24 protein-coding genes are annotated in these 24,913 nt (G+C 60.0%); 10 read left to right on the top strand and 14 right to left on the bottom strand.

What is annotated here, in order from left to right; translation table 11 throughout:
* The first annotated feature begins 1,346 nt into the window (after window positions 1-1,346).
* Complete coding sequence (locus tag BLP23_RS24980) at window positions 1,347-1,739, top strand: c-type cytochrome (RefSeq protein WP_092587429.1); 393 nt, start codon at window positions 1,347-1,349, stop codon at window positions 1,737-1,739.
* Window positions 1,740-1,794: 55 nt separating this feature from the next.
* Here BLP23_RS24980 and rpe read toward each other — a convergent pair whose 3' ends face one another.
* From rpe to BLP23_RS24940, 8 genes are read right to left on the bottom strand one after another with little or no spacing between them, the layout of a single operon-like run.
* On the bottom strand, window positions 1,795-2,484 hold the full coding sequence (gene rpe, locus BLP23_RS24975; RefSeq protein ID WP_092587428.1) for a ribulose-phosphate 3-epimerase: 690 nt from the start codon (window positions 2,482-2,484) through the stop codon (window positions 1,795-1,797).
* Window positions 2,481-3,401, bottom strand: a complete 921-nt coding sequence (cbbX, locus tag BLP23_RS24970; RefSeq protein ID WP_092587566.1) for a CbbX protein — start codon at window positions 3,399-3,401, stop codon at window positions 2,481-2,483. The genes rpe and cbbX overlap by 4 nt, the downstream gene beginning before the upstream one ends.
* 10 nt (window positions 3,402-3,411) lie before the next feature.
* On the bottom strand, window positions 3,412-3,831 hold the full coding sequence (locus BLP23_RS24965) for a ribulose bisphosphate carboxylase small subunit (RefSeq protein WP_092587427.1): 420 nt from the start codon (window positions 3,829-3,831) through the stop codon (window positions 3,412-3,414).
* A 10-nt stretch (window positions 3,832-3,841) separates the two neighbouring features.
* On the bottom strand, window positions 3,842-5,302 hold the full coding sequence (locus tag BLP23_RS24960; protein WP_022716099.1) for a form I ribulose bisphosphate carboxylase large subunit: 1,461 nt from the start codon (window positions 5,300-5,302) through the stop codon (window positions 3,842-3,844).
* A 34-nt stretch (window positions 5,303-5,336) separates the two neighbouring features.
* Window positions 5,337-6,416 (bottom strand): class II fructose-bisphosphate aldolase, encoded by a 1,080-nt coding sequence (gene fba, locus BLP23_RS24955; RefSeq protein ID WP_092587426.1) that lies wholly within the window; start codon window positions 6,414-6,416, stop codon window positions 5,337-5,339.
* A gap of 47 nt (window positions 6,417-6,463) precedes the next feature.
* Window positions 6,464-8,476: a transketolase gene (gene tkt / locus BLP23_RS24950; protein WP_092587565.1), complete on the bottom strand. Its 2,013-nt coding sequence runs from the start codon at window positions 8,474-8,476 to the stop codon at window positions 6,464-6,466.
* Window positions 8,477-8,487: 11 nt separating this feature from the next.
* Window positions 8,488-9,360 (bottom strand): phosphoribulokinase, encoded by an 873-nt coding sequence (locus BLP23_RS24945; protein ID WP_092587425.1) that lies wholly within the window; start codon window positions 9,358-9,360, stop codon window positions 8,488-8,490.
* Between the two features lie 14 nt (window positions 9,361-9,374).
* Complete coding sequence (locus BLP23_RS24940; protein WP_092587424.1) at window positions 9,375-10,424, bottom strand: class 1 fructose-bisphosphatase; 1,050 nt, start codon at window positions 10,422-10,424, stop codon at window positions 9,375-9,377.
* A 117-nt stretch (window positions 10,425-10,541) separates the two neighbouring features.
* On the opposite strand from BLP23_RS24940, the gene BLP23_RS24935 reads away from it, so the two are divergent.
* Window positions 10,542-11,486: a LysR family transcriptional regulator gene (locus BLP23_RS24935; protein ID WP_092587423.1), complete on the top strand. Its 945-nt coding sequence runs from the start codon at window positions 10,542-10,544 to the stop codon at window positions 11,484-11,486.
* 36 nt (window positions 11,487-11,522) lie between these two features.
* Here BLP23_RS24935 and BLP23_RS24930 read toward each other — a convergent pair whose 3' ends face one another.
* The 5 genes from BLP23_RS24930 to BLP23_RS24910 all read right to left on the bottom strand — a co-directional run bounded on the left by BLP23_RS24930 (window position 11,523) and on the right by BLP23_RS24910 (window position 16,414).
* A complete protein-coding gene (locus tag BLP23_RS24930) occupies window positions 11,523-12,335 on the bottom strand; it encodes a formylmethanofuran dehydrogenase subunit C (RefSeq protein WP_092587422.1) in 813 nt (270 codons plus the stop codon).
* Window positions 12,332-13,240, bottom strand: coding sequence for a formylmethanofuran--tetrahydromethanopterin N-formyltransferase (gene fhcD / locus BLP23_RS24925; protein WP_092587421.1), 909 nt, complete (start codon window positions 13,238-13,240; stop codon window positions 12,332-12,334). The genes BLP23_RS24930 and fhcD overlap by 4 nt, the downstream gene beginning before the upstream one ends.
* Window positions 13,228-14,859 carry a formylmethanofuran dehydrogenase subunit A gene (locus BLP23_RS24920; protein ID WP_092587420.1) on the bottom strand — a complete coding sequence of 544 codons (1,632 nt, stop codon included), beginning with the start codon at window positions 14,857-14,859 and terminating at the stop codon, window positions 13,228-13,230. Before BLP23_RS24920 ends, fhcD begins: the two co-directional genes overlap by 13 nt.
* Window positions 14,856-15,908 carry a molybdopterin-binding domain-containing protein gene (locus BLP23_RS24915; protein ID WP_139187108.1) on the bottom strand — a complete coding sequence of 351 codons (1,053 nt, stop codon included), beginning with the start codon at window positions 15,906-15,908 and terminating at the stop codon, window positions 14,856-14,858. The genes BLP23_RS24920 and BLP23_RS24915 overlap by 4 nt, the downstream gene beginning before the upstream one ends.
* A 113-nt stretch (window positions 15,909-16,021) precedes the next feature.
* Window positions 16,022-16,414 (bottom strand): 4a-hydroxytetrahydrobiopterin dehydratase, encoded by a 393-nt coding sequence (locus tag BLP23_RS24910; protein WP_092587418.1) that lies wholly within the window; start codon window positions 16,412-16,414, stop codon window positions 16,022-16,024.
* Between the two features lie 114 nt (window positions 16,415-16,528).
* Here BLP23_RS24910 and BLP23_RS24905 point away from each other — a divergent pair, with 114 nt between their 5' ends.
* The 7 genes from BLP23_RS24905 to fae all read left to right on the top strand — a co-directional run bounded on the left by BLP23_RS24905 (window position 16,529) and on the right by fae (window position 22,935).
* Window positions 16,529-17,512, top strand: a complete 984-nt coding sequence (locus BLP23_RS24905) for a beta-ribofuranosylaminobenzene 5'-phosphate synthase family protein (RefSeq protein ID WP_092587417.1) — start codon at window positions 16,529-16,531, stop codon at window positions 17,510-17,512.
* Window positions 17,513-17,526: 14 nt separating this feature from the next.
* Window positions 17,527-18,423 (top strand): NAD(P)-dependent methylenetetrahydromethanopterin dehydrogenase, encoded by an 897-nt coding sequence (locus BLP23_RS24900; protein ID WP_092587416.1) that lies wholly within the window; start codon window positions 17,527-17,529, stop codon window positions 18,421-18,423.
* Complete coding sequence (locus BLP23_RS24895; protein WP_233426806.1) at window positions 18,401-19,528, top strand: ATP-grasp domain-containing protein; 1,128 nt, start codon at window positions 18,401-18,403, stop codon at window positions 19,526-19,528. The genes BLP23_RS24900 and BLP23_RS24895 overlap by 23 nt, the downstream gene beginning before the upstream one ends.
* Entirely contained in the window at window positions 19,525-20,484 is a 960-nt protein-coding gene (gene mch / locus BLP23_RS24890) for a methenyltetrahydromethanopterin cyclohydrolase (RefSeq protein WP_092587415.1), read from the top strand. Before BLP23_RS24895 ends, mch begins: the two co-directional genes overlap by 4 nt.
* Complete coding sequence (locus BLP23_RS24885) at window positions 20,477-21,409, top strand: ATP-grasp domain-containing protein (RefSeq protein ID WP_233426805.1); 933 nt, start codon at window positions 20,477-20,479, stop codon at window positions 21,407-21,409. The genes mch and BLP23_RS24885 overlap by 8 nt, the downstream gene beginning before the upstream one ends.
* Entirely contained in the window at window positions 21,406-22,269 is an 864-nt protein-coding gene (locus tag BLP23_RS24880; RefSeq protein ID WP_092587414.1) for a triphosphoribosyl-dephospho-CoA synthase, read from the top strand. The genes BLP23_RS24885 and BLP23_RS24880 overlap by 4 nt, the downstream gene beginning before the upstream one ends.
* A 159-nt stretch (window positions 22,270-22,428) precedes the next feature.
* On the top strand, window positions 22,429-22,935 hold the full coding sequence (gene fae / locus BLP23_RS24875) for a formaldehyde-activating enzyme (RefSeq protein ID WP_040116633.1): 507 nt from the start codon (window positions 22,429-22,431) through the stop codon (window positions 22,933-22,935).
* Between the two features lie 172 nt (window positions 22,936-23,107).
* Here fae and BLP23_RS24870 read toward each other — a convergent pair whose 3' ends face one another.
* Window positions 23,108-23,809, bottom strand: a complete 702-nt coding sequence (locus tag BLP23_RS24870; protein WP_092587413.1) for a HisA/HisF-related TIM barrel protein — start codon at window positions 23,807-23,809, stop codon at window positions 23,108-23,110.
* Between the two features lie 43 nt (window positions 23,810-23,852).
* Between BLP23_RS24870 and BLP23_RS24865 the strand changes: the two genes are divergently transcribed.
* On the top strand, window positions 23,853-24,896 hold the full coding sequence (locus BLP23_RS24865) for a hydantoinase/oxoprolinase family protein (RefSeq protein ID WP_092587412.1): 1,044 nt from the start codon (window positions 23,853-23,855) through the stop codon (window positions 24,894-24,896).
* Window positions 24,897-24,913: the final 17 nt, after the last annotated feature.

Here is a 24,913-nt window from a genome sequence, read left to right as displayed (position 1 = left end):
CTCATTCTCCCATCGCGTTCAGCTCTTATGTCTGCCGCCCTGTGGGTTGCTTTTCGTTGCGGCCTTGATCTGATTGGCGAACGTACTCTCCACCTTTATCGGCGCCTTCTCCTGTTTCGGTTTCCGCGCTTCGCGGTTGCCTCTTACTTGTCCTTTAGCCATTGGTGCGATCCTTTTTGAAGTTAGAACTCATGTGTGAGGACAGATTCGCGACATTCCGATACGACGATTTCGATGTCCTCGTTGAACGATCCCGCGACAAGTATTTGGAGGTCCCGCGTAGGAACGACATGGCCGGCCAGCTATTGGAGTGGCGGCCCTCGATCAGCAGCCCCCTAATAAAGACCGCTGAAGTGCGGACCATGCGCTCTTCCCATTCTCAATACAACTGAATTCGATGAAGGGGCGCGCGCGGGTACATGAAACTGGCGGCGAGAGAACGACGATCCGGCCGGTCAGCATCACTGCCTCGCGAAAACCGTGCCTCGCCATCAATACAGGCCTCGGGAGCGAAGGCTGAAAAAGCTGCTTTTCGCTCGCCTCAAGCGAGACGAGGGCGCAAAACAGCTGATCGAGCATGCGAGCTTTGTGTGAGGCCAGGCTCACATATTCTCAGCCGTCCTCCAGCAGGAGGAACCGAAAAGCCACCGACGCGCAACCCTTCCCTGCCGGCAGCTGCAGGTTCCTGTGCATGGTCCAGGCTCGAAAGGAGCCCTCCTCTGCGCGACGTTTGTTGCGCCTTTCCAGCCGATGCCCACATCGTGGCCGATTGTCGCATTTTCCTCTTAGATCTCTGTACCCTTCGGTGGATATTCGCACCGCCATCTCACGACGCGCAAGTTAGGATGCTCCTCGGACCACCTGGCAATCTCAGGAGGCGCCTGGATCATGCAGGCCATCAGGCTTCCCCTGTTTTCGAAATGAAGATGTTCATCCCGGCAGCTCGAGGGCTTGTCGGCAACACAAATTGTCAAGACGAGTTCGATAAATAACATGTCGCACCTTTCGACCAACGGGGCGTCGCCGCAACCATTTTGCCCCTCAGGCGCCGCAGCCGCGACTGCCAACCAGCCGCGCCCCCGCGGTGCTGGAAGTGGTAAGGGTGCGAAGAGGCTAAGAGCTTGACCCCGGCCCGTCAATCGCGACGTCCGTCCTGCGCGATCGATGAGGGTTCAATGGCCTATCAAAGGGTTGACTTACATTCGCTGGCAGGTAACTTTTTGCCGGATCGCAAGTCTGCCGCCACCCGTGCGGAAGGCCATGCGATTCAAAATGGCTGGCGCCGGTGGAGGAACAGCAGCGCCTGCCTTCGTCAAAGGGCACCCTTGGCGAAATGAGGAAATATCATGAACTATCATATCCTTCTGATCGGTGTATCAGTTGCGATCTTTTCTGCCTGCGGGGTCAATGCTCAGGAGGGAGATGCCAATGCAGGCGCTACGGTGTTCAACAAGTGCAAGATCTGTCACAGTGCCGACACTGACCAGAACAAGGTAGGCCCGTCTTTGAACGGAGTGATCGGCAGGACTGCGGGCTCGCATCCCGGGTTTTCTTATTCCAAGGCGATGACCGAAGCGGGCAAGGCCGGCCTGAAGTGGGACGAGGCATCGTTGCGCGACTACCTCCACAATCCGAAGGCAAAGGTGAAGGGCACCAAGATGGCTTTTGCTGGCCTGAAGGACGATGCCGACATCGCCAATCTCCTCGCCTACCTCGAGCAATTCCAGAAGAAGCAATAAAAGAGAAGACCGCCGGCTGTCGCCGGCGGTCTCATCATCCCCTTGGCTTCTCGCCTTACGCTGCCTGCTGCGCCAGCGCCTTGTCTGCCTGTCGGCGGATCGCTTGGATATTGCCCGCATAGGCCGACGCGTCATTGCCAGCGAATATGGCCGAGCCGGCAACCAGGACGTCGGCACCGGCAGCAGCGATCAGCGGCGCGGTTTCGGCCGTAATGCCGCCATCGACTTCGACATGGATCGGACGATAACCGATCAACGCGGCCACGCGGCGCACCTTTTCGGCGACCGCCGGAATGAAGGCCTGACCGCCGAATCCGGGATTGACGGTCATCAGCAGGACGAGGTCCAGCCGGTCGAGCACGTATTCGATCACGCCTTCGGGCGTCGACGGATTGAGCGCAACGCCGGCCTTCTTGCCGAGATTGCGAATCGCCTGAAGCGTTCGGTCGAGGTGGGCCCCGGCCTCCGCATGGACCGTAATGTAATCACAGCCGGCATCGGCGAAGGCGGCGAGATAGGGATCGACCGGCGCAATCATGAGATGACAGTCGAACACGGCGTCCGTCCGGTTGCGGATCGATTTGACGACCGGCGGCCCGAAGGTGATGTTGGGCACGAAATGACCATCCATTATGTCGAGATGGATCCAGTCTGCGCCCGCCTTGACGACCTCCTCCACCTCATCGCCCAACCGGGAAAAATCTGCCGAAAGGATGGACGGTGCAATGATCGTTTTGCGGCTCATGACGTGGCCTCCTCTTGTCTTGCCGCGCTGTTGAAGACGCGACTGGCCTGGATGTCTTCGGCAACGATGGTGGACAGCACCTTGGCATCGATCGGGCCGGCAGAAGTCTCGAACAGCCGGTTTGCCTGACGCAGGCGAGCGCGGTCGAGGGCGTTGCGGATGGAGCGCGCATTGGCAAAATGCGGTTGGCGGCGCCGAAGGGCTATATATTCTTCCATGGCGGCCCGCGCCTTGGCGTCGAAACGGTAGTTCTGCTTGGTAAGCGTCGCCTCGGCGATCCGCAAAAGTTCGTCGTCGGTGTAATCTGGAAAGTCTATATGATGAGCGATACGCGAGCGAAAGCCTGGATTGCTTTCGAAGAAGCGCTCCATCCGGTCGGCATAACCGGCCAGTATGACGACGAAATCCTCACGCTGGTGCTCCATGACCTGCAGGAGGATCTCGATCGCTTCCTGGCCGTAGTCGCGCTCGTTTTCCTGCCTGTAGAGATAATAGGCCTCATCGATGAAGAGGACACCACCCATCGCCTTTTTCAGGATCTCCTTCGTCTTCGGCGCCGTGTGACCGATATATTGCCCCACCAAGTCGTCGCGCGTCACCGATACCAGATGCCCCTTTCGGATGTAGCCGAGGCGATGGAGCAGATCGGCCATGCGCAATGCGACCGTCGTCTTCCCAGTCCCGGGATTGCCGCTGAAGCTCATGTGCAAAGTCGGCGTTTCATGAGCGAGACCGAGGCGCTTGCGCGCGCGTTCGACCAAAAGTAGGGCCGCGGTCTCCTTGATCCGCTGCTTGACCGGTGCAAGGCCGATGAGTGAATTGTCCAGCTCGTCGAGGAGCTCCTTGACGCCGGACTCGACATATTCCACCCGCAGATCGATGGCTGATGGTTCCTCGCCATCGATCTTAGGCCTCATGGGGACCGCATCAGCCATAACGTTCTCCCGCCGGCCGGTCTGCCGCATAAGAACGCGTGGTGTAATGGAGCCGTCTGCCGGCCGCCTCCTGCCGCTCGAGCCGGAATCCCGGCTCTTCGGCAGGACGATTGACGATGAAGGAGAGGCGAACGGACTCCCATCCGTGGCTGCTGTCGAAGGCGACGAGCCGGATATAGCGGTCGCCATAGACCTTCCGACACTCGTTCAGCTCCATTATCAGCGCGGCTGCGTCCGCATTGTCGAACATCGGATGACCCCACATGTCCCAATAGGTGTTGCGGGGATGGGGATCATCGGTGAATTCGAGGCTCGTCGCCCAGCCCTTGTCGATGCAGTATTGCGCCTGACGGGCGATCTGCTCGTCCGTCAGCGGCGGCAGGAACGAGAATGCTCCCTGGGTGATATGCATGTGAGGTCTCCTATTCTGCTGCTGTGGCCGTCGGCACGAAATCCGGCGTGTCGGTCGAAGTGTAGTTGAAGGTCACGTCCTTCCAGACGTCGAGGGCCTGCTGCAATGGCTGGCAGTGGCGCGCCGCCTCGCGCAGGATCTCTGGTCCCTCGTGCACGATGTCCCGTCCCTCGTTGCGGGCGAGCACCATGCATTCGAGCGCAACGCGGTTGGCCGTGGCGCCGGCGGCAATGCCCATCGGATGGCCAATGGTGCCGCCGCCGAACTGCAACACGACATCTTCACCAAGAAGGTCCAGGAGCTGATGCATCTGCCCTGCATGGATGCCGCCCGAAGCAACGGGCATCATGCGGTTGAGAGAAGCCCAATCCTGGTCGAAGAAGATGCCGTTTTCCAAACGCATCGGATTGAAGCCTTCGCGGCAGACGTCGTAGTAGCCGCGTGTCGTTGCGGGATCGCCTTCCAATTTGCCGACAACTGTTCCGGCGTGAATGTGGTCGACGCCTGCAAGGCGCATCCACTTGGCGATCACCCGGAACGACACGCCATGTGTCTTCTGGCGCGTGTAGGTCGAGTGCCCGGCGCGATGAAGGTGCAAGATCATGTCGTTGCGACGCGCCCATTTTGCCATGGATTGGATCGCCGTGTAGCCGATGACAAGGTCGATCATGACGATGACCGATCCAAGCTCCCTGGCAAATTCAGCCCGCTCGTACATGTCCTCCATGGTGGCTGCCGTGACGTTCAAATATGTTCCCTTGATTTCGCCGGTCTCGGCCTGGGCCTTGTTGACCGCCTCCATGCAGTAGAGGAAACGTTCGCGCCAATGCATGAAAGGCTGCGAGTTGATGTTCTCGTCATCTTTTGTGAAATCCAACCCGCCCTTCAGCGCTTCATAGACCACGCGACCGTAATTGCGCCCCGAAAGGCCAAGCTTCGGTTTCACGGTCGCGCCAAGCAGCGGGCGACCGAACTTGTCCAACCGCTCGCGTTCGACGACGATGCCGGTCGCAGGCCCTTGGAAAGTCTTCACATAGGCGACCGGAAACCGCATGTCCTCCAATCGCAATGCCTTCAGCGGCTTGAAGCCGAAGACGTTGCCGATGATCGATGCGCTCATGTTGGCAATCGAGCCTGGCTCGAACAGGTCGAGGTCATAGGCGATATAGGCGAAATACTGGCCTTGCGCATTCGGCACAGGATCGAGCCTGTAGGCCTTTGCGCGATATTTCTCGGTTGCCGTCAGCCGGTCGGTCCACACGACCGTCCAGGTGGCGGTGGAGGATTCGCCCGCGACGGCTGCGGCCGCCTCGACTGGATCGACGCCGTCCTGCGGCGTGATGCGGAAGAGCGCGATGATATCGGTATCCTTCGGCTCGTAATCAGGCTCCCAGTAGCCCATTTTCTTGTATTCCATCACGCCAGCTCTGTAGCGTTCCGCACCTGTGACGGTTTGCGATTTATTGGCCATGGCTTGGTCCTCTCGTTGTCTTCCGGATCGCCGCTCAGGCGGCTTTGGCTGCTGTGGTTTTCGGATCGAGTTCGCCGCCGGCATAGCGTCTCGCCATCTCCTCTAAGGCAATAACCTTGATCCTTGAGGCGTTGCCCGCCGTGCCAAAACGTTCGAAGCGGTCACGGCAGAGATTGCGCAAGGCATCCATTGCCGGTTTCAGGAATTTTCGCGGATCGAATTCTTCCGGATGCTCTGCGGCGATCTTGCGAAACTGCCCCGCCATCGCCATGCGACAGTCGGTATCGATGTTGACCTTGCGGACCCCATGGCGAATGCCGCGCTCGATCTCCTCGACGGGCACGCCGTAGGTCTGCGGCATCCGTCCTCCGAAGCGGTTGATGACGTCCTGCATCTCCTGCGGGACCGAGGATGAGCCGTGCATGACAAGATGCGTGTTCGGCAGCTTGAGGTGAATTGCCTGGATGACGCTCATCGCCAGAATGTCGCCGTCCGGCGCCCGGGTGAACTTGTAGGCGCCATGAGACGTGCCGCAGGCGATCGCCAGCGCATCGACACCGGTGCGCGCGACGAAATCGACGGCCTGGTCAGGGTCCGTCAGAAGCTGCTCATGTGATAGAGCACCTTCAGCGCCATGACCGTCCTCGGCAGCCCCGGTGCCGCTCTCCAGCGAACCGAGAACACCCAGCTCCCCTTCGACAGACACGCCCAGCCAATGGGCAATGCGCGTGACCCGTTCTGTGATTGCGACATTATACTCGTAAGACGAAGGTGTTTTGGCATCCGCTTCGAGAGAGCCATCCATCATCACCGAGGTGAAGCCGTGGCGTATCGCCGTCATGCAGGTCGCTTCGTCGCTGCCATGGTCCTGATGGACGCAGATGGGAATGGCCGGATAAATCTCCGAAAGAGCCTCGATCATGCGCACCAGCATGATGTCCTTTGCATAGGCACGGGCACCCTTGGAGGCCTGGAGAATAACGGGAGCGTCACAGGCGGCAGCAGCCTCCATAACCGCGAGCCCCTGCTCCATATTGTTGATGTTGAAGGCGGGAACGCCATAACCGTATTCCGCTGCATGATCGAGCAGCTGGCGTAATGCGATGCGGGCCATCAGCCTGCTCCTTTCACGTTGAACTGTCCGGCTGGCCTGATGAGACCTCAGGCCGCAATTCTCAGCGCCGCCTCCACGACGGCCCCGGAGGTGATGCCGAAATGGTCATAGAGTGCGGCGGCAGGAGCGCTGGCACCGAAGCCCTCCATGCCGATGAAAACGCCACCGTCTCCAAGGTATCGGTCCCAACCGAGACGCGCCGCCGCTTCGATGCCGATCCGCGGAGCAGTTCCGAGCACTGCCTCGCGGTATTCGGACGGTTGTTGTTCGAATAGCTCCCAGCACGGCATGGACACCACCCTCGCCCCGATGCCGTGTTCAGCCGAAAGCATATCGGCAGCAACGCAGGCAATTTCGACCTCGGAACCGGTCGCGAGGAGCGTGACGGAAGATGGTTCCGAGGTCGCGCGCAGGATGTAGGCTCCGCGCGCAGAACGGTTTTCTTCGCTGTTGGCCGGGCGACACATCGGCAGGTTCTGCCGCGACAGCACAAGGAGGCTCGGACGATTGCGGTCCTTGAGAGCCTGTTCCCAGCATTCGGCCGTCTCGACGATGTCGCACGGACGATAGACGTTCAGGTTGGGCGTCGCGCGCAGCATTGCCAGATGCTCGATCGGCTGATGGGTCGGCCCGTCTTCTCCAAGGCCGATCGAGTCATGCGTCATGACGTAGATGACCTGCTGCCCCATGAGTGCCGAGAGGCGGATGGCGCCGCGCGCATAGTCGGCGAAGGCAAGAAAGGTGCCGCCATAGGGAATGAACCCGCCATGCAGGGCAAGGCCGTTCATCGCAGCCGCCATTGCGTGTTCGCGGATGCCATAATGGATATAGCGGCCAGCGTAACTTCCCGGCTTGATCGGCTCCATTCCCGCGGTCAGCGTCAGGTTGGAATGGGTTAGGTCCGCCGAGCCGCCGATCGTCAAATCCGTCGCGGCGTTGATGATGCCAAGAACCATTTCGGAGGCCTTGCGCGTGGCGACCTTGGTCGCCTTGGCCTGATGCGTTTGCCGAAACGCGGCAAGTTCATCGAAGAGTGATGTGTCGATCTCACGGTCTACGGTGCTCAGGAAGGCGGCGCCTTCGGGAGCTGAAGCAACGCGGTTGAGCCATTTGACCCGCTCGGCTGCCCCGCGTGCGGCAGCATCGCTCCAGCGTTCCAAAATAGACTCAGGAACCTCAAACGGCGCCGCTGTCCATTTCAAGGCGTGTCTTGCCGCGGCGACTTCGGCTTCGCCGAGCGGCGCGCCATGCGTCTTCTCCGACCCCTGAAGATTTGGAGCGCCCTTGCCGATGATGGTACGGCAGGAGATGAGCGAAGGCTTGTTCGAAACCTTTGCCCGGGAAATCGCCCGGCCGATCGCATCGAAATCGTGCCCGTCGATCTCCTGCATGTCGAAGCCCGCCGCCTGGAAGCGTGCCAGCTGGTTCATCGAGGTCGAGAGGCTGGTGGGACCGTCGATCGAGATGGAATTGTTGTCCCAGAACACGATCAGCCGCGACAGCTTCAAATGGCCGGCAAGGTCGATCGCTTCATGGCTGATGCCCTCCTGCAGGCATCCGTCACCGGCGATGACATAGGTATAGTGATCAACGAGCCCGTCGCCATAGCGCGCATTGGACATGCGCTCGGCAAGCGCCATGCCGACCGCCGTTGCGATACCCTGGCCCAGTGGACCCGTGGTCGTCTCGATGCCGAGGGCGTGACCATACTCGGGATGCCCTGCAGTCCTGGCGCCTAGCTGGCGGAACCGCTGCAGCTCCTCAACCGTCATATCCTCATAGCCGATCAGGTAGTGAAGCGCATATTGCAGCATCGAACCGTGGCCGGCCGAAAGAACGAAGCGATCGCGATCGGGCCAATCGGGGTGCGAGGGATCGATCTTGATGAAGCGGTTGAACAGCACCGTTGCGACGTCGGCCATGCCCATCGGCATGCCAGGATGGCCAGAATTGGCTTTTTGAACGCCATCCATGGCAAGCGCCCTGATGGCATCGGCCATGTCTTGTTCCGTTACGATAGCGGACTCGATAATGCCCTGCGGCTGGAGTTGCGTGTTCATCGCTTTCATCCTCATGAGGCGCGGTTTTTGCGTTCGATCAGTTGCATGATCAGGGGTGTCAGGATCAGCTGCATGGCGAGATCGAGCTTGTTTCCCGGCACCACGATGGAATTGGCGCGCGACATGAACGAGTCGTGGATCATCGACAGCAGATAGGGGAAATCGATGCCGCGCGGTCTCGCGAAGCGGATGACGAGCATCGATTCGTCAGGCGTCGGGATCCAGCGCGCGATGAACGGGTTGGATGTGTCGACGATCGGCACCCGCTGGAAGTTGATATCGGTCAGCGTGAACTGCGGCGTGATGAAGCGTACATAGTCGGGCATGCGCCGCAAGATGACGTCCATGACCGCTTCGGTGGAATAGCCGCGCGCTTCGCGGTCACGGTGGATCTTCTGGATCCATTCGAGATTGATGACAGGCACGACGCCGATCTTCAGGTCGGCGTGACGGGCGAGATTGACCTTGTCCGTCACCGCGCATCCGTGCAGCCCTTCATAAAAGAGCAGGTCGCTTTTGGGAAAATCGCGCCATGGCGTGAAGCTGCCCGGCGGGACGTCAAAGCGCGCGGCCTCCTGTTCATCGTGGATATAGGTCCTTGTGTGGCCCGTACCGCTGCGACCATATTCCTCGAAAACGGCTTCGAGCGTCTCCAGTTCATTGGCCTCTGCGTTGAAATGGGTGAAATTTGGATTGCCGTTCCGTTCCTCCTCGGCCACCTTTTCCTTCATGGCCTGCCGGTCGTAGCGGTGAAATGCGTCTCCCTCGATGAAGGCCGCTTCGATTTTCTCGCGCCTGAAGATCTGCTCGAATATCCGCTTGACCGACGTGGTTCCGGCGCCCGACGATCCGGTAATCGAAATGATGGGATGCCTTGCCGACATGTCTTGTTCTCCAATCAGGCCCTGAAGAGACCGCGATTGCTGAAGAGCGGCGCTCGCTCGGCAATATTGCTCGGCTCGGTGTGGTAGCGCCCAATGCGCATGACCTCCCGCGCCGAGCCGAAGACCAGCGGAACGCGCTGATGCAGTGACGTCGGCGTGAGGTCCAGAATACGGCTGATCGTGTCGGTGGCGGCACCGCCGGCCTGCTCAATAAGCATAGCGATGGGATTGGCCTCGTAGACCAGCCGCAGCCGGCCCTCGCCATAGCCCCTGCGCGTGTCGCCGGGATAGAGGTAAACGCCGCCGCGCATGAGGATGCGATAGGCATCGGCGGCAACGGCCGCGATCCACCGCATGTTGAATTCCTTTTCACGCGGCCCTTCCGTCCCCTTCAGGCAATCATCGACATAAAGCCTGACGGCTTCGTCCCAATGACGATAGTTGGAGGCATTGATCGCGAATTCCTGGGTCCTGGGTGGAACGATCAGGCTTTCGTGGGCTTGAATGAAAACGCCGCCAGCGGAGGAAAAGACAAAGACGTGAGTGCCGCTGCCGAGGCTGAGAACCAGCGCAAGCTGCGGACCGTAGATGAAAAAGCCGGCGGCGAGTTGGGCGTCTCCCCGTTGGAAGAAGGAGGCGTTAGGCTCGCCGACCGGATCACCAGCCGCTGGGAGGATGGAGAAGATCGTCCCGATGGAGGCGTTTATGTCGATGTTCGAGGAGCCGTCCAACGGATCGATGGCGACTGCAAGCGGAGCTTTCGGATCGAGGAGGGCTGCGTCTTCGAGCTCCTCGGATGCGTAGAGGCAGACAGGCGCCTCTCGCATCGCGTCGATGAAAAGGGCATCGGCCAGGACGTCGAGATCCTTTGTTATGTCGCCGCCTGGACCAACATGGCCGCGTTCTCTCGAAAAGGCCTTGCCGGGCGCACCCTGATTGATCGTGCTGTAGAGCGTGACCGCAGCGGCGGCCAGCTGCCTGATCGTGACGGCGGCAGCTTCGCAATGCGGCCCACCACTGCCGATATGGGAATTCAAAAAGGCGTCTAGCGTCGACGAAGTCATAGCCTACCTCCCCGCCCGCTCCTCACTGCCCGGGCATGGCAACATCGAAACAGGAATCTTGAGTTAAGTAAAATTTATTGTATTTACGAGTTAGCTAACTAAATTTAAGCTCCTCTGATGAAGAACCTCACGCTTCGCCATTTGCGCGCAACGCAGGAGATCGCGCGGCACGGAACGATCGTGCGGGCCGCCAATGCGCTCGGCCTCACCCCTTCGGCCGTCACCATCCAGCTCAAGCAGATTGAGGAGGATGCCGGCATCATCCTTTTCGACCGGACGAATGACGGAATTCGTCCAACGGCGGCAGGCCTTGCTTTCATCGATGCCGCCCAGATGATCGAAGAAAGGCTGCGCCAGCTGGACGACGAAGTCGATGCAATCAAGGGCGTGCGCACCGGCACCCTCGCCCTCGGCGTCGTCTCGACCGCAAAATACTTTGCGCCGAACATGATGGCGACCTTCCGCAAGAGCCATCCCGGGATCGCCGTTTCGCTCGCAATCGGCAACCGGGCAGAAATCATTACAAAGCTTAAGAACCATGACGTCGACATCGCCCTGATGGGCCGTCCGCCCAAGGACATGCCGTTGCACTCGGTGGGATTCGGCGACCATCCGCTGGTGATGGTCGCACCGCCCGACCATCCCTTGGCCGGACAACGGGACATCACCAAAGAGGAGATCGCAAAGGAACATTTTCTTGTCCGAGAACCCGGTTCGGGCACGCGCATATCGCTGGAAATCTTTCTCGGCGAGATTCCTGGCAGGCTCGATGATCTGGGAACCGAGATGTCGTCGAACGAGACGATCAAACAGGCCGTCATGGCCGGCCTCGGCATCGCCTTCATTTCGGCCCATACCATCGCCATGGAGCTGGAGTTCGGCAAACTCGTCACCCTCGACGTCATCGGCATGCCGATCCGCAGGCAATGGTTTTCGGTCACGCGGACGGACAGAACCATCTCCCCGGCGATGAGTGCCTTTCAGGTGTTCCTGCGTGAGCGGGGAGCCCAATGCCTGCCCTTCTTCGACAAGCTTTACCCGATGTTGCAGCAATCCGATTGAAGATCTTCGGCCGATCTTAAAGCGGACGGCCACGGCTCAACCCCGCGGAAACATGATTTCGCCCTTGCCCAAGACCGCATTGTCACCACCGAAACGGAAAGGTTTTTTGCCGAGCAGCGGCCGGTCGAGGATTTTGTCTTTCATCAGATAGCGGTCGAACAGTGCCGGAAAGACGATTTCGACGCGGCCGCAATCGATGAACGTCGGCGAAAGAGCCGCCGGTCGCCGGTCGAACAGAAGCGATCCGCGCTTCATCAAGTGGCCGGGATAAAGACCGACGCGTCCGATGGCAACGATCGTCCCGGCGGTCATGCCAAGACCGGCGTAATCGCCGCATCCCTTCAATAGAGCGATGATGCCTCGCCGCATTTTCTCGCCGGGGCGATGGCCGGCCTTGCCGCCAACAATCACGAGGCCGCCCGTCATGCCATGGATCTCTCCCGCCATCGGCCCGCCAAGGCCGTCGCCTGCATCACCGGCGATCTCGATGCGCCCGTTCCGCATCCCCGACCCCGCCTGCAAACCGGCCCTTCCTTCGATCTTCAGGAGGCCGCCAGCCATGCGGCGACCGGCGCGGGCGCCGACATCGCCCTCGACGCGGATCTGTCCCGTCGTCATCTCCGCTCCGACGAGGTCGAAGCGCCCGCTGCCGCCTGAAAACACAATGCTCGAGATATCCCTGCCCGCCACCTTGAAGACATCGCCCACCGTGGCGGGACGCCGGCTCGTTCCCACCGGCAATCTGGCGATGTCGGCAGGCTGCATGCCGTTGAGCTTTTGGGGCGTCAAGCCGGACAGGTCGAGCCTTTCATCCGGTTCTGAGCGAAGGGTGAAGGTCAGCGGCTTCATGGCAGGAGATCCCTCAGATGATAATGGAACTTGCCGAGTTTGCCGCCATAGTTCCCCGCGCTGATGCGCAAGGCGCCGCGCCGCGGCCCGAAATTGATGACCGCCTTCAGCCCGGCACGCATCGCCGCAGCCACCGCCTCGCTCGTCTCCCCGTCGATGACGATTTCAAGGATTGCATTGATGTCGGGACCAAGCGCACTCCTGGTCACCCCCCGTAGTGTGGGAGCATAGGCATCGTTGGTCGAAGCCATCATGCCCTTGTACTTGCCGCCGATTTTCGAGCCGGAGCGTACGATGCCGCCGGGGAAAGGCATGATTGCGCCGGGAACCTTCTCAATCGCCGCCACGGCGCGCTCGGCCGCCGCCAGCGCCTTTTCGCCGTCCGTGGCGAGCAGGAAGAGGTTTCCACCGCCAACCGCCGCTTTCGTCAAACCGGTCTTCGCCTCGCACAGAAATTCGCCATCCATGACCGGCACCCGCCAATAATGCTTGCCGCCGAACTTCTTGGAGATCTGCCACCCGTCGCCGAAATAGCGCAGGGATGATCCGAGATCGAGCGAGGCGCTGCCTTCGAGCCCGGAAAAACAGGCGCTGCCGGGTGAGGTCAGAACGCATTGACCGAGCCTGGTTTTCAACTGCTTCTGCAGCTCGTCCGTCCCCATCGCAAAGATCATTACGCGGCAGCCCGGACGCCCATCCGGTGTCTCGGACGCCGGAATGTCGATGTCGATCGCCGCTTCGCAACCACAGCCGATGACGGAGGTCGCAAAGCCCGTCATGGTGGTCGCCGCCTGGCGCGCCCACTTCAGGCTCGGCGCGGTGATGATGATTGCAGTCGCACGCATGCCGAACGCCTCAGCGAACGTGTCGTCGATCTCGATGCCGTTGCGGATCAGCTCCTGCATGCGACCTCCGCAAAAGGGTTTTCGCGACAAATCGCTGAATCCGGAAAGGTGAACCAGTCGAGCGACAGCCCGTAGCGATCTTCGTGATAGGCTTGCATGCGCTTGGTGATGCCCTTGTCGGGCGGCAAATTGAGGTGCACCGTCTTTCCCCAACGATAGTGCGTGACGACGCCGTCCTCGACGACTAGGTCGCCGTTCTTGAACACCAGAGCCGCATCGCGGAACATCCTTTGGACATCCTGTCCTTTCCGGTAGACGGCGATGTCCGCGATTGCGCCTGGGCCGAGGTGCCCACGGTCATCGAGGCCAAGCAGCCTCGCCGGCGCTGCTCGCGTCATGACCGCAACCTCCTCAAGCGTATATTCGCGGGAAATCGAGGCGAGCGTGGTAAGCTCCAGCGCGGAGCGGTCGAGCTCGTCCATCTTGGCATTGCGGACATCGCGGCACATCAGCAACTCGAACAGTTCGGGATAGGCCGTGAAGGGGGCGCCGTTCGGATGGTCGGTGGTGAAGAAAACCCGCCATGGGTCGTTGATCAGCAAGAACAGCTCGAGCCCCACCGCCCATTGCAGCGAACCATAGTAGTCCTTGCGATAGCGATAGGGGACAATGCCGCCGCCGTTTCCGTCGCCGTCAAAGAGAATGGACTTTTTCGGACTTGCCGTTCGCATTCCGGAATACTGCCTTATGACGTCGGATGAGATTGTCACTGTCTGGCCGAACATCACCTGGCCGACGTCGATCGTCACGTTTTCCGTGCTGTTGACCAGATCGGCAAGACGGGCAGCCTCGGAGGAAAAGCCGCGTTTGCCTTCGGTGCCGTAACCATAAAACTGCAGGTGTGCGAGATGGATCGGTTGGCCTTGCGAGGCGCGAATTGTCTCAGCAGCCGTTACCGCGTTTCCGGCGATACCGAGGTTATTGGCGTGGACATGGAGAGGGTGAGGAATGCCCAGACGACCGACGGCGGACTGCAGCGTCTCGACGATCTTGCGGGAAGTGACCCCGTAGGATGGCACGACGTCGTCGAAGGCGAAGCTGCGGATGTTTTCCTTGAAGGCGGCTGCTGCGCCGGCATTGATCACCTTCACGCCGAGCGATCTTGCCGTCGATACGGTCCAACCCACGTAATCGTCGATCATCGCCGACGAGGCGTTGTCCCTGATCATCGACAGAAGGAAATCGTCATTGCCGAGGATTGCAAGCGTTGCCTTGTCGATGATCGGGATGTCGGCAAGCTCCATGTGGGTATGAAGCGCGTTCGAAGGCGACATGGCGGGCTCTACCACGGTGGTAAAACCCATCTGAGCGTAAAGGCATCCCGTGTTGAAGGTAGACCACCCGGCGTTTGAAAGCGGCGTGTGCAACGGCCGTTTGAGGTGCGCGGCATGCTGTTCGGGCAACAGAAGTCGCGCCGTATTGACGTTGCCGCCGCCGATATGCGAGTGGATGTCTATTGCACCGGCCATGACGAGGCAGCCCGAAACGTCATAGGTTTTGTCGGCCCTCTTTGAGACCGGCTTTTCGATGATGACGCCATCCTTGATCCAGACGTCGCGATCGCCGGTCGGACCATTGACCGGATCCACCACTTCCCCACCTGCAAGACGGATCATCATGATGGCAAACCCTCTCCCTGCAGGGCATGCTCGAGTTGCCCGACAATTGCATAAATGCTCGGAAGAGCGGAAGGCGCCGTTGCGGCAACGGATCTTAAGGTTCCGATGCGGCTCGAATAGACCACGCCGTCATGGTCAAGACCAGCCTTGCCGATACGAACGGTGACCAACGCGCCGGCTGCGGGCCGTTCGCTCCTCACCAGCGCGACGGTGGGCACTCGGCTGCGTTTCGGCGGACGCGCCTCGTCACGCTCCGATACCCACACATGCAGATCCGCCTCCTTATCTGCAATCATCCGCTCGATGTCGCAAAGCCACGGGTCATGAACGGGTGAGCCGGTCGAAAAGCCTGTTCGCGGCGGAAAGCCCGTCATCCAGGTCGATGCCAAGACCATGCCCCAGGCGTCGTCGTCGGCCGGCAGGAAAAGAGCCGTCGCCCGCCGGGCTTTGTTGATGTCTGCCAGCATGCCTTGCAGCATCGCCAGACTGGCCGGGTCGTTGAGATGGGAGAAGACGAAGACGGGAAATCGCGCCCTCGCCATTTCGCTTAGGAAAGCATCGATATTGGCGAGCGGGGCGGATGTTTTTCTTCCAGCCAGCATCGCCCTGAGGCTTCCGAGCACGGCATCGATGGGAAAATCGGACGAGCCCACTTCGATCGCCTTCAAACGCCGCAGAGGTTCGCCGGCGGCGGCCGGCGCCTTGCCTTTGATCTGAAGCCAACGGCGTCGGCTTGACGACGAAAGATCCGCCGCCGTTGACGCAAGCGATAAAATGAGATCGTGATGAGGCGCGGCGATGTCGCCCACGATGATGATGAGGTCGGCGCGGCGGCGCACTTCCGTCGCCGTTGCAAAAAACCCGCCGATATCCGTGTGAAGTGCCACTTCATGAAGAAGGTTTCGGCCATTCACGTGGTCATAGGTCGCCCCGACCCGCTCCGCCAGCGCAATCAGGCTGCGGGAGCCATGGACATCCGATTCAATGGAAAATACCGGGCAGCGGCTCTTTGCCAGAAGCTTTGCCACCTGCTCAATTGCAGTTGTCAAAGGAACTGTTTGGCTGCCGATCCATGCAACCATCACACTCCGAAACTTTCTGGTGCCGTCGTGAATTTATCTGTTCTTCGCCAAATGTGAAGTCCATCCGACGAAATTTTGGCTCAGCTATCATATTTCAGGTAAGCAAATCGCTGATCGGCATTGGGCGTGCCTTCGAGGGCACCGTCCGCCTTACCCGGCTGCCATTGGACGACGTCCTCAATCTTTTTGGCGAGTTCGAAATCCTTGTCGGTCACGCCTTTGGCGGCATGGTTCATCAACAACACCTCCACCCACGCATAGGATGCCTTGAGATCGGGATGGTGCCAGGCCGCCTCTGCCAGGTGTCCAACCGTGTTGATGACCATGAGGGTGGATTTCCAGCTGTGCGTTTTGTATCTGCGGCGAATCCAGCCGTTTTCGTAGCGCCAAAGCGGAAGCTCCGCCTGCAGCTTCGAAACGATTTCGTCCTCGGAATAAACGCGCTCCCGTTTCCGTTCCGTCTCCTCGCTCATCGCGGCTGCTCCTTTGGTTCTTTTCTCCCGGTTCGTCACCCAGGCTTGCGCTGGTAGTAAAATACGATAACATAACTCAGGGCCCGATTATCAAAAAGTTCAGAAATAGAACCGATGTCGGACTCCGTCTCCATTCAAGTTCCTGGACGCTTGCACCTCGGATTCCTGGACATCCCTGGCAAGGACAGCTCGCGTTTCGGCAGTATCGGTTTGCCGCTGGACGGCATATCGACGCGGCTGGAGATCTCGCGGGCAGCCGAGACCAGCGTCCATGGACCCGAGAGCGCCCGGCTTTTTGCGCACCTTACTGCCCTGCGGTCTCGTCTCAAGCTTTCAGGCCATCACCGGGTGATGGTTCGAGAGACAATCCCGGCCCATGCCGGGTTGGGATCTGGAACCCAGCTGGCGCTCGCCGTTTCCGCAGCGCTTCGAAGCTTGCATGATTTGCCGTTCCACATCCGCGAAGATGCGGCCTTCCTGGGGCGCGGCGCACGATCGGGAATCGGCATCGCCGCCTTCGAGGAAGGCGGTCTTATCTTCGATGCGGGCAAGGCTCGGGACGATCTGACCCCGACCGTCATTTCCCGCATTCCGTTTCCGAGCGAGTGGCGCATCATTCTCGTTCTGGACAGCCTTGCCCACGGAATTCACGGAGACGCCGAAATCAAGGCATTCCGTGCGCTGGCGCCGTTTCCTGCAGCCGCCTCGGCTTCGATCTGCCGCCATGCGCTGATGGAGATCATGCCCGCCGCGATCGAAAAGGACATTGCGACTTTCGGCAATGCGGTGACGGCAATCCAGCAAACGCTGGGCGATTATTTCGCGCCGGCGCAAGGCGGCCGTTTTACCAGTCCGGCGGTCGAAAGAACGCTCGCAAGGCTTGCCGAATGCGGAGCCGTCGGCATCGGGCAAAGTTCCTGGGGACCGACCGGATTTGCCTTTGCCTCATCTCAGGCGGCTGCCGAGCGGATCGTCGCTTCCGCCGCGCCAATGGACACGCAAACGACAATCCGCATTGTCGCCGGCAGGAATGAGGGAGCGCAGATCGCGCGAACGAAGGCCCCGCAGCAGTTCGAACTGGGTCGGGAAACATACTAGAGAAGGCGAGCCAAATGAGCCGGAAAACCATTCTCCATATGCTTACGCCATTGAGGCAGATGAGCCCGTTCGACGTCAATATGGCCCTCGATGCGGGCTATGACCATGTCGTCCCTTACACGGACGTGGCGCTCGCCGACATAGCCGGCCTTGTCCAGGATGCGGTCTTCTCACGTCCGCCGGATGCAGGCGTTGCCACCGGCATTTTTATTGCCGGGCGTGATACGATCCTGGCACTCGACATGATCGATGCCGCAAAGCAGGCAATGGTGCCCCCTTTCGAGGTTTCTGTCTTCGCCGATCCTGCCGGCTCGTTTACCACCGCCGCAGCGATGGTCGCCAGAGTCGAGAAAACACTTGCAAAACTGCACAATCGTCAGCTGGCCGGAACGAAAGTGAGCATTTTCGGCGCGACCGGCGTCGTCGGCTACTGCACCGCCGTGATCTCGGCCAAGGAGGGCGCAGACGTCACTCTGGTCGGTCACGACGGAATTGCCCGTGTCGAAGCCATCGCTGAGGCCATCAAGGCCCGTTTCGGCGTCGCTGTGACAGCGGCGGACGGTTCGACGGAAGGGAAAAAGACGGAATTGTTGCGCCAGGCCGAAGTGGTGCTGGCGGCGGCCAAGGCTGGCGTCCAGGTGATCTCTGCCGAACAACTGCGCCAGGCGGTAAATCTGCTTGTTGCGGCAGATGTCAACGCCGTGCCGCCGGCAGGCATCGAGGGCCTGGCCGTCCATGCCAAAGCCGACACGCTCGGGCAATCCGCCGCAGTCGGCATCGGTCCGCTTTCGATCGGCAATGTCAAGTACAAGACCCAATCGGGGCTGTTCAAACAGATGATCGGCGCTGAAAAACCGGTATTTTATGATTTTCAGGATGCTTTTACCCTTGCCCGCAGCATCGAAAAATAGTCCTGCGATTCTGATCGCGGCCATTTCCGGCCGGTCACTTGCCGCAGCAGCGCGCCGTGCCGGCTACCGGCCGTTGGTGGCCGATCTGTTCTGCGATTGCGATACGGTCGCCCTTTCGGAGAGGACCGCGCGCCTGTCGGGCAGTATAAGCGAGGGAATAGACCGCGAAAAAATCATCGGCATATTGTCGCGCCTTATGGACGACGAGGATCCGGCCGCATTGGTCTACGGCTCCGGCTTCGAACGTCAGCCCGACGTCATCGACGCACTCGCTCGAGTGTTTCCGCTTGCCGGCAACAGCGCCGATACCGTGCGGGCGATCAAGGACCCCGCCAACCTGTCCCAACTTTGCCGAAGCCTGGGCATCCCGCATCCGGCGATCCAGTTCTCATCACCTGAAAAACCGGAGGGCTGGCTCACAAAGCTTGGCGGTGGCGCCGGCGGGTCGCATGTCAGACCGGTCGCAACGATGCCTGCCGAACCAGGCTACTATTATCAGCAGCGCATGTCCGGCCGCAGCATCTCGGCTCTTTTCCTGGCCCAAAACGGTGCCGCCCGCATCATCGGCGTCAGCCGGCAATGGTCTTCGCCTTCGCCAACGTCACCATTTCGTTATGGCGGCGCCGTCCGTCTCATGCGATTTGACCGGCAAAAGAAAATGCAAATCGGTTGCTGGCTCGACAAGCTGACGCGCCATTGCAGCCTGGTGGGTCTTTGCAGCGCCGATTTCATAGATGGGCCGGAGGGGCTTCATCTCATCGAAATCAACCCACGGCCTGGCGCAACGCTGGATATCTTCGACGCCGACGACGCGCCCCTGCTCATTGAGCATTTGCGCGCCGTGCGCGGGGAAAGGTTCGACGTGCCAGTCTATCGCGGGGCTGCGGCTGCGGCGATTGCCTACACGTCTCGTTCCATCTCCTGTTTTCCCGATGTCAAATGGCCACATCTGACGGCCGACCATCAAAGGCCGGGTTCGGCGCTCAACCCCGGCGATCCGGTTTGCACTGTCTTGGCGCATGCCCGATCCGCCTGCGCAGCAGAGCGCGCTGTCAAACGCCGTGTCAACCAAGTAGCGCAGCATTGGAAGGAGGAATTCCAATGAAGAACGGAATGGCTCATCTCAACAGGAATGCGCAACGGATCATCGATCAGATCATTGCCGAGGACGAAAGATTTGGCGTCGCATATGGCCGCGGCTCTCTTGGGGAACATCTCATCGACGCCGGCGCGGCAAGCCCCGGCGGCCTCGAAGTGGGACTGCGGATGGCGGAAATCTGCATGGGTGGCCTGGGAACGGTCTCGATGGTGCTCGATCGTCATAACGAAAAGTGGCCGTTGAGCGTTACCGTCCATTCCTCCCAACCGGTTCTTGCCTGCCTCGGCAGCCAGTATGCGGGTTGGCGGCTTTCGCACGAGAAATATTTCGCCATGGGCTCAGGCCCTGCGCGCCTCTTGGCGCGCGTGGAGCCGCTTTTTGAGGAAATTGCCTATAGCGAAACCGATGCTTCGACGTCAGTTCTTCTTCTTGAAACGGACAAGGCCCCGCCGCCAGCCGTTGTCGAGAAGGTATCAAAGGCGACAGGATTGGGCCCTGACGCTTTGACCTTCATCTACGCGCCGACGCAAAGTCTTGCAGGCTCGGTTCAGATTATCGGGCGCTCACTGGAGGTCGCTCTTCACAAGGCCCACAGCCTCAATTTTCCGTTGGACGCGATTGTCGACGGAACGGGATGCGCGCCGGTTCCAGCGCCTCATCCGGACTTCCTGCAGGCCATGGGGCGGACGAACGATGCCATCATCTATGGCGGATTGGTGCAGCTGTTCGTTCTGGGCAGCGCGTCAGACGCGCGCGCGCTCGCCGAAGAGCTGCCGAGCTGCAGGTCGCGCGACTACGGGCAGCCTTTTGCGGAAATCTTCAAGAAATTCAACGGCGACTTCTACGCGATTGATCCGCATCTCTTCAGCCCGGCCGAAGTGATCGTTACGGCTGTCGAGACAGGCGACACCTTCCGCGCCGGTGAATGGAACAAAGAGATGCTGGAGCAATCCCTTGGTTGATCAGACGGTGATTTCAGACAAAATTCTCATTCTTTCCGACAAACCAGACCGCCAGGTGAGACAGTTGCGTCGCGCCTTCGCAAAACTCGGCGCGGAGACGATCTTCTGCCCGCTTGCCGATATCGCGTTCGATACCCGGCATCCGTCAGGCATTGCCATCCCGATGCTTGATGGAGCCCTTCCGGCCGGTGTGATCGTCCGCTCCATCTCCGGCGGCAGCTTCGAAGCGATCACACGCCGTCTCGGCATCTTGCACGCGCTGACCCAGCTTGGCGTGCCGGTCTGGAACTCCGCCAAAGCAATCGAGCGTTGCGTCGACAAATCGACGACGACGTTTCTTCTTGCGGCTGCCGGAGTGCCAACACCGGAAACCTTCGCAGTGGAAGGTCCCGCCAATGCCAGGACAGTCGTTAAGCGCGAGGTGCCGCATGGCCTCCTGGTGCTGAAACCGCTCTTTGGATCGCAGGGACGCGGAATAAGGCTCATTCGTTCGATCGATGATCTGCCTGACCCGGACGAGGTGGACAATGTCTATTACCTGCAGCGCCTTGTACTGCGTGCCGGACCGCCCTATCGGGATTACCGGGTATTCGTCAGCAATGGTGAAATTCTCGGCATGATGGGTCGTTGCGCCGACGGCTGGATCACCAATATCGCCCGCGGCGCGAAAGCCGAGCCGGTCGTCGGGCCGCTGCGCCCGAAGCTTGCCGAACTTGCGCTTGCCGCTGCCGCCGCTGTTGGAACCGACTTTGCGGGCATCGATATCGTACAGGGATGCGAAGGCAATCTTCTCGTACTGGAAGTCAACAGCATGCCGGCCTGGACCGGCCTGCAATCCGTTGTCCCCGTCCGCGTCGCCGATTGCATCGCTCAGGCAATGGTCGCGCTTCTCACTCCGGACGTCAAGGAAAGGCCCGCAGCATGACGTTGACGCGCCAAGAGATCATGGCAGCCTACCTCGACGCCTGCCGCGCCGAGATCGATGCCTTGAAGCCGGGCAACGTGCACCGCTTCGCAGACGGCCATCGGATGACGGCGGATCAATTCCTCCAAAGTGCGGCCGTCAGCTCGCTATCGGTCACCGAACCGCTTGCATCGGTCGGTCAGCGTGTTCTTCGTGCCGTAACCACCACCCGCGAAAGCGTGGGAACGAACACCAATCTCGGCATCCTCCTGCTTTGCGCGCCGCTTGCCAAGGCGGCCGAGAGCACGTCTTGGGATTTCCGCAAGGACCTCGCGCAGACATTGGATGAGATGGATGCGGGCGATGCCCGCGACGTCTTCGCCGCAATCCGCCTCACCAACCCGGGAGGGCTCGGCAGTGCCGAAGAACATGACGTCAGAGACGAGCCGACCGTGTCTCTCGTCAAAGCCATGGCCATGGCCGCCGACCGCGACATGATCGCCCGACAGTATACGAACGGCTTTGAAGACATCTTCAACGGTGGCCTGTCGGCATGGAGAGAAGCGGCCGACCGCGGCGAAGAGGACATGTGGCCGACAATCTTCGTCTATCTTTACTTCCTCTCCTCGTTTCCCGACAGTCATATCGGACGCAAACACGGGACCGATCTCTCTGCCGAAATTGCAAAAGAGGCAGACGCAATACGCCGTCTGGTGATGGATGAGAAGCGCTTGCCTAGCCGCGAAGAGATACTGCTGGACTTCGACAGACGGCTGAAGGACAGGGATATCAACCCCGGGACCTCCGCCGATCTCACGGTTGCGACGCTTTTTGTCTGCAACATGAAGTTCGACTTGCATAATCGCAGCTTAGATGTTTGAATTTGGCCGGCGAATAAATCTTACTCGCTGCTATCTGGCCAACCGACCCAGTCAAGGGTGCTGCGAACAAGGATAGCTGTCCATCGAGCGTCGTGTCTCGTGGTACGGCTTCTTTGGACGAAACTTTTTGACCATACGGTACCAAGGGAGGAATTGGCCGTGGCAAAGATTAGCAAGGTAATGGTTGGTGAGTCACTCGTTGGCGAGGGAAATGAGGTCGCGCATATCGATCTTCTGATCGGACCGCGTGGAAGCGCCGTGGAAACGGCATTTTGCAATGCGCTCACGAACAACAAGGACGGGTTTACGTCACTTCTGGCGGTCATCGCCCCGAACCTGGCCTGCAAGCCGAATACGATATTGTTCAACAAGGTTACGATCAAGGGTGCCAAGCAAGCCGTGCAGATGTTCGGCCCGGCACAGCATGCGGTGGCAAAGGCAGTTCAAGACAGCGTAGCCGAAGGCATCATTCCCGCCGACGAAGCCGATGACATCTTCATCTGCGTTGGCGTCTTCATCCACTGGGAAGCAGAAGACGACGCCAAGATCCAAGATTATAACTACCGGGCAACGAAGGAAGCGATTGAGCGCGCCGTCACCGGCAAGCCGACCGCGGCAGAGGCAACTGCTCAGCGCGACACCGTCAAGCATCCTTTCAGCGCCTAGACACGAAACAACCCCGCACAGGGCGAGCCCGCCGGAAAAACAGGCGGCCTGTTGCGCCGGTTGTCGAAGCTCTTAGGCTTCAGCGGTACGCCATCTTCAAGCAGTGGTTGAATGGCAATGCTTCGACTTCAGGTTGAGAGAAGAGGCAAAGCGCCTCTTCTCTTAAACTCCCCTAGCTCCCATAAAAGGCGGCGACGTCGGCTCCGGTAAGTTCGCCGCTATGCAGCGATGTTGCGACCAGTGCACCAGCAATGCCCATGTCGCTCAGCCGTTCCAGGTCATTGACGTTGCGGATCCCGCCTGCAGCGATGATGTCGCGGTTTCCGGCGATGTCCTTGATTGATCGCAAGCGATCGAAGTCGGGTCCGCAGCGCGCACCCACCTTGTCGAGTGTCATCACGATCACCCGTCTCGGCCACAGGTCGGGCGTTGACATGATGGCGGGCGGCCCGAGGAAGGCATCACCGTGAAAGTCGAGGGAAAGGATCAGTCTCGGATGCGCACCGAACGCGCTGAGAACGTCGGTACCGGCCTGGCTTTCGGAACCCAGGACGGCAAAGATCTGCGCGTCGGCAAGCGCCTGCCCGACGTCCGTTGCGCTTCGAAACCCTGCATCGAGCCAGACCTGCGGCCTCGGCTGCAAGAGAGATAGAGGCGCAGCGGCAGAAAAATGGCCCGATCCGCTCTCGATGGCATCGAGGTCGGCCACATAAAAGATCGAAAACGGATGGATTCGGCGCAAGCCGTCGGCGACACTCATGATCGCCGGTGTCTCGCTGAGCGGCGTCTCGATGGGTCTATAGGTATCGCGCATGCCCATCTGCGCGCGTACCACCTGGCCGTCTTTGACGTCGAGAACGGGAATGATAAGCAATGGTCAAACCTCGGCAGAAACGATTACTCACATGAAAGCCGCAATGGTAGCAGAAGAAAAGCAAACAGTTATCGGCTGGGACATCGGTGGCGCGCATTTGAAGATGGCGCGGACCGACAATGGTCAAATTACCCATGCCAGGACCGTCAAGGCGCCGATGTGGCTCGGGCTCGATCAGGTGCGCGATGCGCTGGATCAGTTCCGTCCGCTTTTTCAAGGCAATCCCATCCATGTCTTCACGATGACGGGAGAGCTGTCGGATGGCTTCCCGTCACGAGACGCCGGTGTTCGCCATATCCTGGATTTCGTCAAAGCGGAATTCGGCGACGACCTGCAGGTGTATGGTGGCCGTGCCGGCTTCGTCAATCTTTCAGACGCCTACGATCTCGGCCCCGATATCGCCTCGGCCAATTGGCACGCCACGGCTGCGTTGAGCGCCAGGATCAAAGGAGAAGGTCTCTTCGTCGACATGGGTTCGACGACCACCGACATCCTCGCGTTTGAGAACGGACGGCTCTGCAACGCTGGCTATTCCGATGCGGAGCGTCTGTTGACCGGCGAACTCGTCTACACGGGTTTTACGCGCTCGGCGCTGATCGGAATTGCCGAAAGAGTTCCGGTGCGCGGCACGATGACGCCGCTGATGAATGAGTATTTTGCCAATACCGCCGATCTCGGGCGCATTCTCGCAACATTGGACGAGGCCGACGACCAATACCCCGCCGCCGACCGAAGAGCCAAATCGCGCGATGGATCGATCGGCCGTATCGCCCGCATGGTCGGACGTGACGGCACCGATCTTAGCGAAGGCGAATGGATCGATGTCGCCCGCTGGTTCAGCGAGCATCAATTGCGCATGATCCACGACGGTGCGTTCAGGGTTTGCGGCAATGCCACACTCAGTCCGGTCGCACCGGTGGTGGGCGCGGGGATCGGTCGCCCGCAGATCATGCAGCTCGCCAAACGCCTGGAGCGACCCTACATCGACTTCGGCACGCTCATTCCAGCAGCATCGAACGAAATTCGCGATCAGGCAAGCAAGGCCGCGCCGGCCGCTGCCGTCGCGCTACTGTGGTCGAAATCGTAAAACGCCCTGCGGACGAA

Source organism: Rhizobium mongolense subsp. loessense (assembly GCF_900099775.1).
Taxonomy (GTDB): domain Bacteria; phylum Pseudomonadota; class Alphaproteobacteria; order Rhizobiales; family Rhizobiaceae; genus Rhizobium; species Rhizobium loessense.
Note: the sequence above shows the minus strand (reverse complement) of the source record. Positions and strands in the feature narration are given on the sequence as shown.

Coding starts and splice junctions, on each gene's coding strand:
- BLP23_RS24910 (WP_092587418.1), bottom strand. CDS start 16,414: ATGAGCGAGGAGACGGAACGGAAACGGGAGCGCGTTTATTCCGAGGAC.
- BLP23_RS24965 (WP_092587427.1), bottom strand. CDS start 3,831: ATGCATATCACCCAGGGAGCATTCTCGTTCCTGCCGCCGCTGACGGAC.
- BLP23_RS24865 (WP_092587412.1), top strand. CDS start 23,853: ATGGTAGCAGAAGAAAAGCAAACAGTTATCGGCTGGGACATCGGTGGC.
- fhcD (WP_092587421.1), bottom strand. CDS start 13,240: ATGCAGGAGCTGATCCGCAACGGCATCGAGATCGACGACACGTTCGCT.
- fba (WP_092587426.1), bottom strand. CDS start 6,416: ATGGCCCGCATCGCATTACGCCAGCTGCTCGATCATGCAGCGGAATAC.
- BLP23_RS24880 (WP_092587414.1), top strand. CDS start 21,406: ATGACGTTGACGCGCCAAGAGATCATGGCAGCCTACCTCGACGCCTGC.
- BLP23_RS24940 (WP_092587424.1), bottom strand. CDS start 10,424: ATGACTTCGTCGACGCTAGACGCCTTTTTGAATTCCCATATCGGCAGT.
- BLP23_RS24920 (WP_092587420.1), bottom strand. CDS start 14,859: ATGATGATCCGTCTTGCAGGTGGGGAAGTGGTGGATCCGGTCAATGGT.
- BLP23_RS24935 (WP_092587423.1), top strand. CDS start 10,542: ATGAAGAACCTCACGCTTCGCCATTTGCGCGCAACGCAGGAGATCGCG.
- BLP23_RS24945 (WP_092587425.1), bottom strand. CDS start 9,360: ATGTCGGCAAGGCATCCCATCATTTCGATTACCGGATCGTCGGGCGCC.
- BLP23_RS24905 (WP_092587417.1), top strand. CDS start 16,529: ATGTCGGACTCCGTCTCCATTCAAGTTCCTGGACGCTTGCACCTCGGA.
- rpe (WP_092587428.1), bottom strand. CDS start 2,484: ATGAGCCGCAAAACGATCATTGCACCGTCCATCCTTTCGGCAGATTTT.
- BLP23_RS24980 (WP_092587429.1), top strand. CDS start 1,347: ATGAACTATCATATCCTTCTGATCGGTGTATCAGTTGCGATCTTTTCT.
- cbbX (WP_092587566.1), bottom strand. CDS start 3,401: ATGAGGCCTAAGATCGATGGCGAGGAACCATCAGCCATCGATCTGCGG.
- mch (WP_092587415.1), top strand. CDS start 19,525: ATGAAGAACGGAATGGCTCATCTCAACAGGAATGCGCAACGGATCATC.
- BLP23_RS24900 (WP_092587416.1), top strand. CDS start 17,527: ATGAGCCGGAAAACCATTCTCCATATGCTTACGCCATTGAGGCAGATG.
- BLP23_RS24930 (WP_092587422.1), bottom strand. CDS start 12,335: ATGAAGCCGCTGACCTTCACCCTTCGCTCAGAACCGGATGAAAGGCTC.
- tkt (WP_092587565.1), bottom strand. CDS start 8,476: ATGAACACGCAACTCCAGCCGCAGGGCATTATCGAGTCCGCTATCGTA.
- BLP23_RS24960 (WP_022716099.1), bottom strand. CDS start 5,302: ATGGCCAATAAATCGCAAACCGTCACAGGTGCGGAACGCTACAGAGCT.